The following is a 15,297-nucleotide window of genomic DNA, read 5'->3' as shown; positions in this document are numbered from 1 at the left end:
TTTCATCATGAGCACGACCGGACGTCTGGCCGGCAAGACCGCCCTCATCACCGGCGCGGGTTCGGGACTCGGCCGCGCCTCGGCGCTGCGCTTCGCCGCCGAGGGCGCGGCGATCGCCGTCGTCGATCTCGACCTCGCGGCCGCCACCGCGGTGGCCACGGAGATCACCGCGACGGGCGGGCGCGCGCTGGCGGTGGCCGCCGACGTCACCTCCGACGCCGACTCCCGGCGCATGATCACCGAAACGCTCGACGAGTTCGACCGGCTCGATATCGTCTTCGCGAACGCCGGCATCAACGGCGCGGGCAATGCCGCCGACACCACCGAGGAGGAATGGGATCGGGTCATCGCGATCAACCTCAAAGGTGTCTGGCTGACCTCGAAATACGCGCTTCCACACATGATCGAGCGCCGCACCGGATCGATCATCAACCAGGCCAGTATGGGCGGGCTGATCGGTCTGCCCGGTATCTTCCCCTACACCGCCGCCAAGGGCGGAGTCATCGCCATGACCAAGCAGATGGCGGTGACCTACGGCCCCGACAATGTGCGGGTCAACGCGATCTGCCCGGGAACCATCCCCACCCCGCTGGTCTACCAGTCGCGGGTGGATCGCGGCGCGGCCGCCCCGGATGCCGACCAAGCCGCGCTCGATGCCGACGCCGCCGCCCGCTTCCCGCTGCGCCGCCTCGGCACGCCGGACGATCTGGCCGCGACCGCGCTGTTCCTCGCGAGCGACGAGGCCAATTGGGTCACCGGCGGGGTGTACACCGTCGACGGTGGTCGCAGCGCTTTCTGACCGGTCCGCAGAAGAAGCCCGGGAGGACAGGAAAAACTGTCCTCCCGGGCTTCTTCCGTAAAACGAGGCGCCCCGGCGGGACCGGCGCCGGACAGCGCGGCTGCCTTCGGGGAGTGTCAGGCGGGCCGCCGGTCGAGGAGGATTTCCTCGAAGACTCGCTGAACGTAGGGGTCGATATCGATCTTGCCGGGGCTGAACCATTCGCCGAAACCGTTGTAGTCGGCGTCGTTCTCGTAGCCGAGATCGGCGATGATATCGCTCCATTTGCGGGTTTTCTCCCGGACCGCGGTCGCGAATGCCGCGCCGTCCAATGCCGAGTTCTCCGCGATCCCGTCGACGATCTTGTCGTTGGCCTCGGTCAGCCGCGCCCGGGCGTCGCCGGCGAACGGAGCCACCGCGCCTCCGTACTGTTCGATTTCGGTGACGACATTCGCCGTCACCGGCCAGATCTTGTCCTCGATGGACGCGGACAGGAAGACGTCGAGCCGGTCCCACAGCAGTTGCCGGGCCGCCAGGGGCAGATTGGCCCAGAGGTCCGCATTGAACACCATGTTGCCCGTCGGCACTGCCAGCCCGGCCGCGGGATCGATAACCGTATGGGGCGCGACCTCGATCAGGCCGCCGATCTGCGCGGCCGAGGGGCTGACCATCGCGCAGTCGATGACACCGCGCTGTAGCGCCTCGTAGGCTTCGGTGTAAGCGACCGAGGTGGAGGTACCACCGAGGGCCGACACTTGCTCACCTGCCACCGTACTGCCCACCGAGATACTCTTGCCTGCGAAATCGGCCAGGCTGGTGGTGGGTTGCGCGCAGAACAGTGCGTTCACGCCGGCGTTGTAGGCCGGCATCATCAAGTGCAGGCCCTTGTCCTCGAATTCGGCGACGATCTCGGGCGTCGAGAACGCCACTTCGGCCGGCCAGGCGTTGGATTGCATGGTGCCGGTGACCACGCCCTGGTCCGACAGCACCCCGGCGTCGAGCAAGGCTGCCGACGCGGGGAACTCCTTGGGTTCGTACACCGTGAGCACCTGACCCATATCGAGGCGGCCGTCGCTGACCGCATCGTCGATTTCGGTGGATTTGGCGACGGCGTCGGAGTACGCGAGGTCGAAGGTGATCTTGCCGCCGGACCAGTCCTCTACAGCAGCGACGTACTTCTCCACGAACGACCCGGCGACCGATCCCTTGGCGCCCGGCGACTGCGTATGCAGCAGGATCGTGTCCATATCGGCGAACGCCGCCTGGTATTCGGCTTTGGAGGCGCCGTACGCGACGCTCGTACCGCCGCCGTTCGTGCCGCCGAGGCTCGATTCGGCACAACCGGCGAGCACGAGCGCACCGGCGGCGGCGAGAGCACCGACACGACCGGCTGTGCCCGCGCGGGTGAAGAACTTCGACACTGAGTCTCCTCGAATGGAACTGACGGCTGGAACACGATGTGAGCGGGTTGGTTCGTGCACACAACCCTCGCAATGGGAGTGAGCCGCCTCACTGTGATGATGGTAATCATGCGTCTGAATTTCGGTTGTGTCAATATCTATGCGCCTGAATTATTCCTGCGCATGATTATTAGCGTGGTGTAGCATCGGACGGTGTCCCAGGCGGCGGTAGGCAACGCGCAGCGAATGCGCGACTGGCTGGACAGCGGCATACCCGCGCTCACCGGCCATCGTGACGGGCCGCCGCTCGTCCCCCCGGGATCAGCGGCGACGGTGGCCCGGCGGTATACCGACCGTGTCGCGGCGATCAGCGGCGGGCGGGTCCGCCTGGACGGTGCGCGGTTGCTGGCCGAACGCGCCGCCTTCACCGGCTTCCGGCGCGGCGGGACGATCTCGGCCGGCCGGCACTGCCGGTTGCTCCCCACCGCGGACGGCTGGGCCGCGGTCAGCTGTGCCCGCCCGGACGACCCCGTCCTGCTCGGCGCCCTCGTATGCGCAGAAATCGGCGACGATCCGTGGCCGGCTGTGGCGGACTGGTTGGCCACGCATACCGGCGCCGAGCTCGCCGAACGCGCCGAGCTGCTGGGCGTGGCCGCCGGTCCGATCGAAGCGGTCGGCCCCGAGGTCCCGGAACCGCTCGGCCCGCGCCCGGTGGCGGGACTTCGTGTCGTCGATTTCAGCGCTCTGTGGGCGGGCCCGCTGTGCGCCCATCTGCTCGGGCTGGCCGGCGCCCGCGTCATCAAGGTCGAGACCCCGGTCCGGCCCGACGGCGCGCGGCGTGGGAACCCCGAGTTCTACCGGCTGCTGCACGGTGGACACGAATCCGTGGTCCTCGATCCCGGTGCCGGCTCGCAGCGCCGTGCCCTGCGCGAACTCGTCGAATCCGCCGATATCGTGATCGAGGCGTCCCGGCCGCGCGCGCTCGCCGGCTTCGGGCTCGACGCGGCGGAATTCGTCGAATCCGGCGGCACGTGGATCTCGATCACCGCGCACGGCCGGGCATCGAACCGGATCGGTTTCGGTGACGATATCGCCGCGACCGCGGGCCTGGTGGCCCGGCCCGACGGGCGCACACCGCTGTTCGTGGGCGATGCGATCGCCGATCCGCTCACGGGACTGACGGCGGCGGTCCTGGCCATGTCAGCGCCCGCCGACGGATCCGGCCGCCTATGGGATATCCCGATGTCCGCGGTGGTTGCCGCGACCCTCGATACCGGCTCGACCACCGTGCCGGCCGACGAATCGGCGGTCCGCGCGCCGCGCCGGCGGGAACCGATCGGCGCGGCCCCCGAGAGCGGCCGGGACACCGCCGCCGTTCTCGCCGAGCTGGGCGTGCGTCCCGGATGACCGATCTGCTGATCCGCGGCGCGGAGGTATCCGCCGGGAGCCGTACCGACGTCCTGATCCGCGGTGGCATCGTCGAGGCGGTGGGGCCCGGTCTGCCCGCCACCGGATTCCCGGTTCTCGACGCCGACGGCGGGGCACTGCTACCGGGACTGCACGACCATCACCTGCACCTGCACGCCCTGGCCGCGGATACGAACTCGGTACGTTGTGGCCCCCCGCAGGTGCACACCGCCGCCGACCTCGCCCGAGCGCTCGCCACCGCACCGGGGGACGGCTGGATCCGAGGAGTCGGCTACGTCGAAACAGTCGCCGGAGTACTCGATTCGGCCGGGCTCGATACGATGTGCCGCGGCCGGCCGGTCCGTATCCAGCATCGCAGCGGCGCACTGTGGATGCTCAACTCCGCCGCCGCCCGCCGCACAGGTCTCGATACGGCGACCGAACCCGGCGTGGAACGCGATGAATCCGGGCGCGCCACAGGGCGGGTGTGGCGCGCCGATATCTGGCTGCGGTCGCGACTGCCCGACACCGGCCCGCCGGACCTCGGGGATACCGGTACCCGGCTCGCCCGCTACGGAATCACCGGTATCACCGATGCCAGCCCCGACCTCCCGGCGGATTCCCTTGCCGGGCTGATCGAGGCCAGGCGAACGGGGGCACTCCCCCAGCGACTGAATCTCCTGGGTGTTCCGCTCGGCCGCACCGGTGGCCCCGAAATCACCACCGGCGCGTACAAGATCGTGCTCGCGGATTCCGGGCTACCCGATATCGACACTCTGGTGGCCACCATCGCGCGCGCCCACGCACTGGGCCGCCCGGTCGCCGTGCACTGTGTGAGTCGCGAGGCGCTGCTCATCCTGCTCGCCGCATTCGGCGAAACCGGCGCTGTTCCGGGCGACCGGATCGAGCACGGGGCGTTGATCCCGGCCGAGTCCATCGGCACACTGCGCCGTCTCGGGATCACCGTGGTCACCCAGCCGGGCTTCCTCGCCGATCGCGGCGACGACTACCGGCGCCGCGTCGACCCCGTCGATCTCCCCGACCTCTACCGTTGCCGGAGCCTGACCGAAGGCGGTGTGGGCCTGGCGCTGTCCAGTGACGCCCCATACGGACCGCTCGATCCGTGGCAGGTGATCGCCGCGGCCGTCGAGCGGCGCGCACCGGACGGTGCCGTGGTGGGTGCCACCGAAACACTCCGGGCCGCCTCGGCGCTCGGCCGGTATCTCGCGCCGCTGCACGACCCCGGCGGCCGGGCCCGAGCTGTGGCGGCGGGCTCGCCGGCCGACCTCGTCCTGCTGGACCGGCCGCTCGAGCGCATGCTCATCGCTCCCACCGCGGACGCGGTGCGGGCCACCCTTGTTCAGGGACGGACAGTGTTCGCACGATAGGGGCCCGGGCATCCGCAGGTGTATTCGGACCGGCGGCCACGGGACTGCCCGTTCCGCCGGACTCACGGATCCGCTGCTATTCCGAGCACGACAGCCGAACAGCGCCGTCACGACACCGCCGTGCAGCGGCGATGTGTGCACCTTCGGGTGGGTGCGACACCGTTGATGCAAAAGCTCCCGCGGCCGCGCACCGGCGGGACTGCATATCGACCGTACGGAATCGGCTCGCTCGGCGATCGTTGCCGGGAAGTTCTGCGTCGCCCGGCGGGGACCGTTATGCGATACCGCGAACGCCGGCGAACAAGCCGTCCGCTGCCGAATCCGGCGACCTCGGGGTCACCTACCGCGGCTGCCCGCGTTCAGCCCCGAAGTGCCCCAGGAAATGGTTGCGGCGCGAGTCAGATACCGACGAGGTCGGCGAGCAGATCGGTATGGTGGGCGTGGTCGCCGAACAGGGGCTCGGTGGCCTTGGCCCGGCGGAAGTACAGATGCGGGTCCGCTTCCCAGGTGAACCCGATCCCGCCGTGGACCTGGATGTTCTGCGAAGCGCACAGCGTCAGGCATTCCGCCGCTTGCGTTTTCGCCATCACCGCGACCCGCGGGAATTCCTCGTTGTCCTCTTCGGCGCACATCGACGCGTACATCACCGTCGCCTGCGCCGCGTCGATCGCGATGGCCATATCGGCGCATTTGTGCTTGATCGCCTGGAACGACCCGATCGGGCGGTTGAACTGGACGCGTTGTTTGGCGTATTCCACCGCCATCTCGAGTGCGGCCTCGGCCGCGCCGAGCGCCTCGTTCGCGAGCAGTGTCCGCATCAGATCGACGACACGGCCGATCGCTTCCGGATCCGCCCCCAGCAGGGCGGCCGGGGTATCGGTCAACTCGACGGTCGCCACGGGGCGGGTCGGGTCCAGTGACGGTTGCGCCGCGACGCGCACACCGGCCGCCCCGGCTTCGACGGCGTACAGGGCGACAGCGTCCCCGGCCGGCGTCAGCGCGGGAACCACCAGCAGGCCGGCCACATGACCGAAGGCGACGTAGTCGAGCCGGCCGGTGAGCAGCAGGGCGGAGCCATCTCCGGTGGCGCGGACCCGCGCGGCGCCGACGGTGGTGTCCTGTGCGCCGCTCAGCGCCAGGGCGCCGATCACACTACCGTCGAGGAGTTGTGGTAGCAGTGCGCGATGCTGCTCGGCACTGCCGAGCCGCAGGACGGCTTCGATGGCGCCGGTGGTGGTGAGCACGGGCACCGGTGTGAGTGCACGGCCCAGTTCCTGCGCGACGATCGCGGTTTCGAGGACACTGAATCCGCCGCCGCCGAATACCTCGGCGATATGCAGGCTCGGAATCCCCATGTTCGAGGTCAGCAGCTGCCAGGTATCGGCGTCGTAGGTGCCCTGTTCGGCGACCTCGCGCACGCGGGTCATCGGGGCGCGTTCGGACAGGAGACGGCGCAGCGAGCTCCGGAACTCCTCCTGGTCGGAGTCGAAAGCGAAGTACACGGTGTAACTTTCCGTTCTTCCGTTCCCGCCACGGTGATGGCGGAAAGCAGCGGGTCAGGCGCTCTTGCGGCCGATGTCCTGGAAGGGGCCGCCGTCGAGGCGGGGTTCCTTGGGCAACCCGAGCAGTTGTTCGCCGATGATGTTGCGCTGGATCTGCGAACTACCGCCGTAGATGGTGGCGGCGCGGGCGTAGAGCGCGATATCGGTCCAGCAGCGCGAGGAATTGTCGGCGCCCGGGTTCGGGGTCACCAGCATGCCGTCGTTGCCGCCGCCGGTCGGGGTGAGCACCTCGAGGCCGAGGATCTGCATTCCGACCTCGGTGAGCCGCTGGAAGAATTCGCTCCAGATCACCTTGGAGAACGAACCGTCCACACCGTAGGAGCCGCCGTTGAGCAGTTTGGTGAGCGCGCGGTAGCCGCGGAAGCGCATGGTCTGCACCCGCGACCAGCACCAGGCGAGTTCGGCGCGGATCCGGGGATCGGCGGTGAGACCGCGTTCGCGGGCCAGTTCGATGAGCCGTTCCACCTCGCGGCCGAAGCGGACGGCGTCGGTGGTGGCGCGCACCCCGCGCTCGAAACCGAGCAGCGTATTGGCCGTATTCCAGCCACCGTTCACGCCGCCGAGAACGTGGGAGGCCGGTGTCCGCGCGTCGGTGAAGAACACCTCGCTGAAGGCGACGTAGCCCGCCGCGTTGACAATCGGGCGCACCTCGACACCCGGTTGGTCCATCGGCACCAGCAGGAACGACAACCCCTTGTGTTTGGCCACCGTCGGATCGGTCCGGGCGATCACGAAGATCCAGTTCGCCTTGTGTCCCTGGGAAGTCCAGGTCTTCTGGCCGTTGATCACCCATTCGTCCCCGTCGAGGACGGCGCGGGTCCGCATACCGGCCAGGTCCGAACCGGCTTCGGGCTCCGAATAGCCCTGGCACCATACGTGTTCACCGGATAGCACCCGGGGCAGGAAGTACTGCTTCTGTTCCTCGGTGCCGAGTACGGTCATGGTGTTGCCGAGTAATTTGATACCGAGGGTGTCGTTTTCGGTGCCGTCCGGTACGCCGAGCCGCATGAGCTCCTCGTTCAGCACGACCTGTTCGATACTCGACAGACCGGCCCCGCCGTACTCCTCCGGCCAGGAAACGGCGAGTAGATCGTTGTCCGAGAGTACTTTTCGCCAGCTCGTCAGGAACTCTTCCTGTTCGGATTCCGACAGCGCGCCGATACCTCGCCAGCCCTGCGGCAGTTTCGATTCGAGCAGCGCGCGGATCTTTTCGCGGTACGCCTCTGCTTCGGCGGGATAGGTGATATCCATGGTTCAGGATTCCTTTGCCGCGGCCGTGGGCAGTTTGCACACGGTCGCCATCAGTGCGGTGATCTCGTCGGCGGAATAGCCGATTTCGCCCAGGATCTCGGCCGAATGCTCGCCGAGCCGGGGGCTGCCGCCCTTGAACCGGCCGGGTGTGTCGGACAGGTGGATCACCATGCCGACCTCACGGGACCAGCCGTACTCCGGGTGATGGTGTTCGATCACCCGCTGCGATTCCAGTGCCCACTCTTCCCACAGCAGTTCGGGCATGATCGGGTAGTCGAGGGGAATCTCGGCGGGCACCTGGTTGCCGTCCAGCACCGCGAACGCCTCTGCGCTGGTGAGTTCCGCGAACCGTTCGGTGAGCCGTTGCGCCAGTGCGTCGGCGTGCGCAGCCCGGTCGGCAGTTGTGGCGAACCGGGTGTCGGCGGCCAGATCGCCCAGGTTCAGGGCACTGGTGAGCCGGCCGAAGGCCGCGTTCCCGAAGACTGCGATCGCGATCCAGCCGTCGGTCGTGCGATACAGCCGGTAGAGCGGTGACAGGCCCATCTGCTCGGCGTCGAGCTGGTGCGCGGGTACGGCGGCGCCGTCCACGGTCGCGCAGTGCTCGCTGATCACGAACAGGCTCGAATGCAGCTGCGGGCTCTCGACGTACTGGCCCGCGCCGGTGTTGGCCCGGTGGTGCAGGGCCAGCAGAACGGTGACGGCACCGAGGAAGCCGTTGTAGAGATCCTCGTTGCCGATCACCCGGCGGATGGGCGGATTACCCTCGCCGGCGCCTTCGAAGTTCAGCCCGACCAGGCCCGAGACGAGCGGGGCGAAGGATTTCAGCGTGGATTTCGGCCCCGCGGAACCGAATCCGGGCAGGTAGGCGTAGATCAGGTCGGGATTGATCGCCTTCAACTGTTCGTAACCGAGGCCGATCTTTTCGGCCTTTCCGGGGCGGTAGTTCTGCATCACCACATCGGCGCCGGCGACGAGGCGGTGCGCGATCTCCTGCCCTTCGGCGGAGCGCAGGTCGAGGGCGATGGTGCGTTTGCCGCGGTTGGCGCCTTCGAACAGGTCGCCGAGGGGACGCATCTGGTCGCCGACCAGCGGTTCGATCTTGATCACCTCGGCGCCGAGATCGGAGAGCAGCCGAGAGCCGAAACCGGTGGCGAAATAGGAACTGAAGTCCAGAATGCGCACGCCCTGGAGCGGCGCGGCCACCGGGTCGCGGCCCGGTGCGGGCGCCCACTGCGGCGAGCGGGTGATCTCGTCGATCCGGTCGTTGTGCGCGCCGACGGCCGGCGCGGGAGCAGGTGCGCCCGGCGCGGATTTCTCGAAGCGGATCACCGGGCCGATCTGGCGGAGGGTGCCGTGGTCGGGGTCCGGGATATCGACCGCGATCTCGGCGAACCTCACCTGATCGTCAGCGAAGGTCTCCTCGGGATGCAGCACCGGCAGCGCCGCGATATCGGCGGCGTGGAACAGTTCGAGCCATTCGTCGCGCGGGCGGGACCGGAACGCCTCCGGCACCTTGTTCCGGGCGATATCGAGTTCTACCTCATCGAGCGGTACCGCCATCTCCGGGCCGGCGATGGTCTGTGTCTGCTCACCGAAGCCCAGCAGATCCATCATCCGTTTATAGGAGCCCGGGCCGCCGGTGTGCGGGATCAGCCATTTACCGTCGGCGCACTGGAACGGATCGGTGATGAGCCGTTTGTTGCCGAAACCCTTCTGGTTGCCGCTGCGGGCGAGATAGGAGATGTCCTGTTCGTTCCACCACCAGTTCATCGACGAGATCGCCAGCATGCCGTCCAGCAGGGAGGTGTCGACCTTCTGCCCGGTGCCGTTGACCTTGCGGGCCCGCAGCGCCGCGAGGATGCCGATCGTGGTGATGAACGCTGTTCCGTAGGACACTGTCGGATGCCCCATGAAGATCGGCCCGTCGCGATGCCCCTGCTGTTCGGCCATCTGGCCGAGGCGCGCGTTGAGCAGCGCTTCGTAGCCGGGCCGGTCCGCGAGCGGCCCGTCGGTGCCGTAACCGGTCACCGAGCAGTACACCAGTTCCGGATATTTCTCGTGCCATGCGTCGTAGCCGATACCGAGCGCATCGGCCCGGCCCGCGCCGAAGGATTCGACGAACACATCCGCGCCGGCCACGAGCCGTTCGGCGATCGCGCGCCCTTCGGGAGTGTTCAGGTCGGCCTCGACGCTCCACTTCCCGCGATCGGTCGATCGACGCAGTATCGATTCCGCGTCGGCCGGTCCGCCGGGGCGTTCGAGTTTGACGACTCGGGCGCCGTAGTCGGCGAGCAGCATCGTCGAGATGGCCGCGGGCATTCCCCAGCTCGCGTCGACCACGACGAGTCCGTCGAGTGGACCAGCCATCTGAAACTCCTTCTTCTACACGGTTGCCGCACCGGCGGGCGCCCGCCCGGGCGCGCGGTATCGCGGCACATGATTTTCGAGTGGTGCTACGGTCCTAGTCGGACGACGGCAGCGGTTTTGCGGTGAGCAGTTCCATCGGCGCGCCGTGGCAGGTGAAGCGGCCTTCGCCCTTCTTGACGCAGATGACCTGGGTTTTGCACGTGGCGCAGGTGTAGCGCTTACCGGTTTCGTTCATCGGGGTTCTCCTCGGTCCGATCCGGTCAGCGACCGGCGAAAGTGATTTCCAGGGCGATGCCGCAGCAGGTGAGAGCGGACCCGCCGGCGGTCGTGACGATGGCTTCCGAGCCGCATTCGTTGCAGCGCAGCCGGCTGCCGTTACCGGCCTCGGTACCTGCGGTGTTGTCGGACATCCTCGCTCCTTCGCGGTGGATTGCACCGGCGGTACGGGACTGGTTCCCACGTCTGCCGGGATGCGAAATGTTTGCTAGTTCACCATAATCATAGTCATGAATTAAGGCAAGAGTTCATCCCATGACCCGCCGGTCGCCTTCGCGCGGCCCGGCCGCGGTCACATCAGCCGGCCGCCGGTCACCTCGAGCACGGTGCCCGTCATATAACTCGACAGGTCGCTGGCCAGGAACAACACCACGGAGGCGACCTCGCTCGGCAGCCCCGCTCGCCCCAGCGGAATCTCCGCCATCTTCTGCTCCCAGATGCGTTCGGGCATGGCTTCCGTCATCGGAGTCTGGATCAGCCCCGGTTGCACGGCATTGACCCGGACATTCTTGAACGCGACCTCTTTGGCCGCGGCCTTGGTGAGGCCGACGATCCCGGCCTTCGCGGCCGAATAGTTCGTCTGTCCGACGAGGCCCACCTTGCCCGACAGCGAGGAAATGTTCACGATCGCTCCCGCACCGTGCTCCCGCATCCGGTTCGCGGCCGCCCGGGTACCGTTCCAGGCGCCTTTCAGGTGGACCGCGACGACATCGTCGAAATCCTCCTCGCGCATCCGGCGCATGGTGGCGTCCCGCGTCATCCCCGCGTTGTTCACGAAGACGCCCAGCGGGCCGAAGGTGTCCTCGGCGATGTCCACCACGCCCGCCACCGCGGCGCCGTCGCGGACATCGCAGCGCGCGTAGACGGCGCTGTCGGCCCCGCCGAGCTCGGCCACCGCCTGCACACCGGCCTCGTCGTTGATATCGGCCACCACGACCTTCGCACCCGCATGAACGAAGGTGCGCGCAATCTCCAGGCCGATCCCCTGCGCGGCCCCCGTGACGACGGCGACCTTTCCTGCCAGCAGTCCCACTGCCGCTCCAATCCTTGATCTGTGAATACGGCGCGCGAACGCGCTACTGCACGATTCCGGCCGACCGCAGTTCGGCGATCCGCACGGCGTCCAAGCCGATTTCGGCGAGCACCGTATCGGTCTGTTCACCCAGCGCGGGCACCGCGCCCATGCGCAGTTCGATATCGCGGAAGGTCATGGGCGGCAGCACGGCACGGATCGGCCCCGCTTCGGTCTGCACCTCGCGCCACCGGTCCCGCGCCGACAGCTGGGGATGGGCGATCAGATCCTTCATATCACCCAGTTGCGCGGCCGGGATCCCCGCTTTCGCGAGGCGGTCGTCGAGATCGGCGGTATCGAATCCGGCGGTGAGCTCGCCGACCACGGCGTCGACCTCGGACCGGTGCCGCACCCGTTCGATATTGGTCGCGAAGCGCGGGTCGCCGGCGAGCTCGGGGCGCTGGAACACATCGGTGACCAGCGTGCGCCAGCCCCGGTCGTTCTGGACGCCGATGAGGATCTGCCCGTCCCGGGTCGGGTAGGCGTCGTAGGGCGCGATCGAGGCGTGCGACAACCCCATCCGTTTGATCTGGACGTCCTGGTACATCTGCATGTACATGGAGTGGCCGAGCCATTCGACGGTCGCGTCGAACATCGCGATATCGATGGTCGCGCCCGTTCCGGTGCGCTCGCGGCGCAGCAGCGCCGCCTGGATCGCCGACAGTGCGTACATCCCGGCCGCGATATCGGAGGTCGGGATGCCCGTTTTGGTGGCCGTCTCCGGCGTGCCGGTGATCGAAACCAGCCCGGTCTCGGCCTGGACCAGCATGTCGTAGGCCTTGCGGTCGACGAACGGGCCCGAGGTGCCGTACCCGGACATATTGACCGCGATCAGTTCGGGGTGGTCAGCGCGCAAATCCTCCGCGCCCAGCCCCAGCCGCTCGGCCGCGCCGGGCGCGGAGTTCTGCACGAAAACATCCGCTCCGGCGATCAGTGTGCGTACCGCGGCGATTCCCGCATCGGCCTTGAGGTCGACGCACAGCGATTCCTTACCCCGGTTCAACCACACGAAATGCGAGGCGAGCCCGTGCACGGCGGCATCGTAGTTACGGGCGAAATCGCCCTCACCGATCCGTTCGATCTTGATCACCCGGGCCCCGAGATCGGCGAGGTGCCGGGTCGCGATGGGGGCGGCGACCGCCTGTTCGAGGCTGACGACGGTGAACCCGGCGAGGGGCAGGCCGGGATCACCGGCTACCGCGTCGGACTGCATATCAGCGCCCTCCCGCGGTGGCCGATTTCTTGGCGGCGCTCACCAGACCGCCGCCGATGATGAGGCGCTGGATTTCGCTGGTGCCCTCGTACAACCGCAGCAGCCGCACATCGCGGTAGATCCGCTCGACAGCGACTTCCCGCAGATAGCCGGAGCCGCCGTGGATCTGCACCGCCAGATCGGCTGCCTTACCGACCATTTCGGTGCAGAAGAGTTTCGCCGCCGACGGGCCGGTCCGCCGGTCCTCGCCGGACACGTAGCGTGCGGCGACCTCCCGCACCATCGCACGGCCCGCGAGGACACCGGTGGCGATATCGGCGATCATCGCCTGCACCAACTGGAAATCCCCGATCGGCGTTCCGCCCTGGGTGGCGGTCGCGGCGTAGGCGACGGATTCGTCGAGCGCCCGCTGGGCCGCGCCGACGGCAAGGGCGGCGATATGCACGCGGCCCCGCGCGAGGGAGGTCATCGCGGCCCGGTAGCCGACATCCTCGCTGCCACCGACGAGCGCCGTGTTCGGCACCCGGACATCGGTGAAATGAACATCGGCCGTCCAGGCTCCTTCCTGGCCCATCTTGCGGTCTTTCGGCGCGACCTCCACGCCCGGCGTGGAAGCGGGCACGAGGAACACCGCGATTCCGGTGCCGTTCTCGTCGGCCGCGCGCGTGCGCGCGAAGACGATGAACAGATCGGCCAGCGGGGCGTTGGTGATGAAACGCTTCTCGCCGTTGATCACCCAGCCGTCGCCGTCCCGGACCGCCTTGGTACGCAGCCCGGCCGGGTTCGATCCGGCACCGGGTTCGGTGAGCGCGAAGGAGGCGACGACCTCACCGGAGGCGATATCGGCGAGCCAGCGCGATTTCTGTTCATCGGTGCCGAAACCCACCAGCACCTGGCCGGCGATGCCGTTGTTGGTGCCGAACATCGACCGCAACGACAGCGAGGTGTAGCCGAATTCCATTGCCAGTTCGACGTCTTGGGTGAGGTCCAGCCCCAGACCGCCCCATTCCTGGGGGATCGCGTAGCCGAACAGGCCCATCGCCGCGGCGTTGGAGCGGATATCGTCGGGAATGCTGTCGGTATCCGCGATCTCCTGCTCACGCGGCAGCACTTCCTTGCGGATGAACGCACGGGTCTGCGCCAGGATGTCAGCGAAATCTTCCGGACCGACTGCCGAAATGGTGGCCATGGAGGCAGTATTGCTGCCGAGAAAGATGCATGTCAATACTATGGTGTGATTTATTATCATTAATTATCTTCTGCCCAGCTCAGCAGCCGTACAACAGAAGGACAGCCCGGTATGACAGCACCCGAACACACTCCCGACCGCCCACTCGCCGGCCTCCGGATCGTCGAGATCTCGAGTTTCGTCGCCTCTCCCCTGTGCGGGCTCACGCTGTGCCAGCTCGGCGCCGAGGTCATCCGGGTCGACCCGCTCGGCGGTGCTGCCGATACCGGCCGCTGGCCGCTCACCGCCGGCGGGGAATCGATCTACTGGACTGGGCTCAACCGGGGCAAACGGTCGCTCACCCTCGATCTGCGCAGCGAAACCGGTCAGGACATCGTCCGGCGCCTGGTGACCGCGCCGGGGCCGGGCAGCGGGATCCTGGTGACCAATGCGGGCGGCCGGGCATGGATGAGCCACGACGCGTTGTCGGCACTGCGTTGCGATGTCATCACGCTGGAACTCCTCGGCCGGCACGACGGCCGGCCCGCCGTGGACTACACCGTCAACGCGGCACTCGGTTTTCCGCAGGTCACCGGCCCCGTCGACCACGACGGCGTGGTGAACCACGCGCTACCCGCCTGGGATGTCGCGGCCGGGCTGCACGCCGCGCTCGCGATCACCGCGGCGGTCCACCGCCGCGCCACCACCGGGGCGGGGTCGCGAATTGTGCTTCCCCTCGAAGATGTCGCACTCGCGACCGCCGGCGCCCTCGGCTACCTCACCGAGGTCCAGGTCAACGGCATCGGCCGCCCGGCAACCGGTAACGATGTCTACGGCACCTACGGCACCGATTTCGGCACCGCCGACGGGGCGCGGTTCATGGTGGTCGCGCTGACCTCGCGGCATTTCCGCGATCTGACCGCCCTCACCGGAACCCAGCAGACCGTCGCCGCGCTGGAAACCGCCCTCGGCGCCGATTTCGGGCGGGAAAGCGACCGTTTCGAACACCGGGATCTGCTCACCGCCCTGTTCGCGCGCTGGTTCCGCACCCACGACGCCGACGAGGTCGGCCGGGCCCTGGCCGGCTCCTCGGTCCTGCACGAGCGGTACCGCACCTTCGAACAGGTCGTCCGATCCGGCGACCTGGAAAACAACCCGCTGTTCGCCCCGCTTTCCCAGCCGCGAATCGGCGAATACCTCGCCGCCGCCATGCCGGCCTCGTTCGACGGTCGCCATCTGCGGACGGGACCGGCCGCCGACCTGGGCGCCGACGGCCGCGATGTCCTGCGCGACGTTCTCGCGCTGGACGACGCCGAGATCACCGCGCTCATCGAGACCGGCACCCTCGCCGAACATTCCCGCTCATGACAGCAGTTCGGCCGGAGCGAATCCGCTCCGGCCGAACTGGGCCCGAA

13 protein-coding genes are annotated in these 15,297 nt (G+C 68.0%); 4 read left to right on the top strand and 9 right to left on the bottom strand.

Annotated features, from left to right (window positions below; translation table 11 throughout):
* The first annotated feature begins 7 nt into the window (after nucleotides 1–7).
* Complete coding sequence (locus IU448_RS00925) at nucleotides 8–799, top strand: SDR family NAD(P)-dependent oxidoreductase (RefSeq protein WP_195053591.1); 792 nt, start codon at nucleotides 8–10, stop codon at nucleotides 797–799.
* A gap of 116 nt (nucleotides 800–915) precedes the next feature.
* Here the strand turns inward: IU448_RS00925 and dctP are convergent, their stop codons facing one another.
* The gene (gene dctP, locus IU448_RS00920; RefSeq protein WP_195053590.1) at nucleotides 916–2,199 is read right to left on the bottom strand and encodes a TRAP transporter substrate-binding protein DctP; all 1,284 of its coding nucleotides are present in this window, start codon (nucleotides 2,197–2,199) and stop codon (nucleotides 916–918) included.
* Nucleotides 2,200–2,424: 225 nt separating this feature from the next.
* Between dctP and IU448_RS00915 the strand changes: the two genes are divergently transcribed.
* Both IU448_RS00915 and IU448_RS00910 read left to right on the top strand, forming a co-directional pair.
* Nucleotides 2,425–3,585, top strand: coding sequence for a CoA transferase (locus IU448_RS00915; RefSeq protein ID WP_195054946.1), 1,161 nt, complete (start codon nucleotides 2,425–2,427; stop codon nucleotides 3,583–3,585).
* The gene (locus IU448_RS00910) at nucleotides 3,582–4,973 is read left to right on the top strand and encodes an amidohydrolase family protein (RefSeq protein ID WP_195053589.1); all 1,392 of its coding nucleotides are present in this window, start codon (nucleotides 3,582–3,584) and stop codon (nucleotides 4,971–4,973) included. The genes IU448_RS00915 and IU448_RS00910 overlap by 4 nt, the downstream gene beginning before the upstream one ends.
* Before the next feature lie 398 nt (nucleotides 4,974–5,371).
* Here IU448_RS00910 and IU448_RS29495 read toward each other — a convergent pair whose 3' ends face one another.
* From IU448_RS29495 to IU448_RS00870, 8 genes are all read right to left on the bottom strand, one after another.
* Entirely contained in the window at nucleotides 5,372–6,475 is a 1,104-nt protein-coding gene (locus IU448_RS29495; protein ID WP_195053588.1) for an acyl-CoA dehydrogenase family protein, read from the bottom strand.
* 54 nt (nucleotides 6,476–6,529) lie between these two features.
* Nucleotides 6,530–7,786 carry an acyl-CoA dehydrogenase family protein gene (locus tag IU448_RS00900; RefSeq protein ID WP_195053587.1) on the bottom strand — a complete coding sequence of 419 codons (1,257 nt, stop codon included), beginning with the start codon at nucleotides 7,784–7,786 and terminating at the stop codon, nucleotides 6,530–6,532.
* Between the two features lie 3 nt (nucleotides 7,787–7,789).
* Nucleotides 7,790–10,153, bottom strand: coding sequence for a CaiB/BaiF CoA transferase family protein (locus tag IU448_RS00895; protein ID WP_195053586.1), 2,364 nt, complete (start codon nucleotides 10,151–10,153; stop codon nucleotides 7,790–7,792).
* Nucleotides 10,154–10,247: 94 nt separating this feature from the next.
* Nucleotides 10,248–10,388: a hypothetical protein gene (locus IU448_RS00890; RefSeq protein ID WP_195053585.1), complete on the bottom strand. Its 141-nt coding sequence runs from the start codon at nucleotides 10,386–10,388 to the stop codon at nucleotides 10,248–10,250.
* Nucleotides 10,389–10,413: 25 nt separating this feature from the next.
* Nucleotides 10,414–10,563: a hypothetical protein gene (locus IU448_RS00885; RefSeq protein WP_195053584.1), complete on the bottom strand. Its 150-nt coding sequence runs from the start codon at nucleotides 10,561–10,563 to the stop codon at nucleotides 10,414–10,416.
* A 158-nt stretch (nucleotides 10,564–10,721) separates the two neighbouring features.
* Nucleotides 10,722–11,462, bottom strand: a complete 741-nt coding sequence (fabG, locus tag IU448_RS00880; RefSeq protein WP_195053583.1) for a 3-oxoacyl-ACP reductase FabG — start codon at nucleotides 11,460–11,462, stop codon at nucleotides 10,722–10,724.
* A gap of 43 nt (nucleotides 11,463–11,505) precedes the next feature.
* Complete coding sequence (locus tag IU448_RS00875; protein ID WP_195053582.1) at nucleotides 11,506–12,714, bottom strand: CaiB/BaiF CoA transferase family protein; 1,209 nt, start codon at nucleotides 12,712–12,714, stop codon at nucleotides 11,506–11,508.
* A gap of 1 nt (nucleotide 12,715) precedes the next feature.
* Nucleotides 12,716–13,903, bottom strand: coding sequence for an acyl-CoA dehydrogenase family protein (locus IU448_RS00870; RefSeq protein WP_195053581.1), 1,188 nt, complete (start codon nucleotides 13,901–13,903; stop codon nucleotides 12,716–12,718).
* Between the two features lie 111 nt (nucleotides 13,904–14,014).
* On the opposite strand from IU448_RS00870, the gene IU448_RS00865 reads away from it, so the two are divergent.
* Complete coding sequence (locus IU448_RS00865) at nucleotides 14,015–15,250, top strand: CoA transferase (protein WP_195053580.1); 1,236 nt, start codon at nucleotides 14,015–14,017, stop codon at nucleotides 15,248–15,250.
* Nucleotides 15,251–15,297 lie beyond the last annotated feature (47 nt).

It is taken from the genome of Nocardia flavorosea (genome assembly GCF_015477805.1).
GTDB lineage: Bacteria > Actinomycetota > Actinomycetes > Mycobacteriales > Mycobacteriaceae > Nocardia > Nocardia flavorosea_A.
Note: the sequence above shows the minus strand (reverse complement) of the source record. Positions and strands in the feature narration are given on the sequence as shown.

Coding starts and splice junctions, on each gene's coding strand:
- IU448_RS00925 (WP_195053591.1), top strand. CDS start 8: ATGAGCACGACCGGACGTCTGGCCGGCAAGACCGCCCTCATCACCGGC.
- IU448_RS00915 (WP_195054946.1), top strand. CDS start 2,425: ATGCGCGACTGGCTGGACAGCGGCATACCCGCGCTCACCGGCCATCGT.
- IU448_RS00910 (WP_195053589.1), top strand. CDS start 3,582: ATGACCGATCTGCTGATCCGCGGCGCGGAGGTATCCGCCGGGAGCCGT.
- IU448_RS00900 (WP_195053587.1), bottom strand. CDS start 7,786: ATGGATATCACCTATCCCGCCGAAGCAGAGGCGTACCGCGAAAAGATC.
- IU448_RS00895 (WP_195053586.1), bottom strand. CDS start 10,153: ATGGCTGGTCCACTCGACGGACTCGTCGTGGTCGACGCGAGCTGGGGA.
- IU448_RS00890 (WP_195053585.1), bottom strand. CDS start 10,388: ATGAACGAAACCGGTAAGCGCTACACCTGCGCCACGTGCAAAACCCAG.
- IU448_RS00885 (WP_195053584.1), bottom strand. CDS start 10,563: ATGTCCGACAACACCGCAGGTACCGAGGCCGGTAACGGCAGCCGGCTG.
- IU448_RS00875 (WP_195053582.1), bottom strand. CDS start 12,714: ATGCAGTCCGACGCGGTAGCCGGTGATCCCGGCCTGCCCCTCGCCGGG.
- IU448_RS00870 (WP_195053581.1), bottom strand. CDS start 13,903: ATGGCCACCATTTCGGCAGTCGGTCCGGAAGATTTCGCTGACATCCTG.
- IU448_RS00865 (WP_195053580.1), top strand. CDS start 14,015: ATGACAGCACCCGAACACACTCCCGACCGCCCACTCGCCGGCCTCCGG.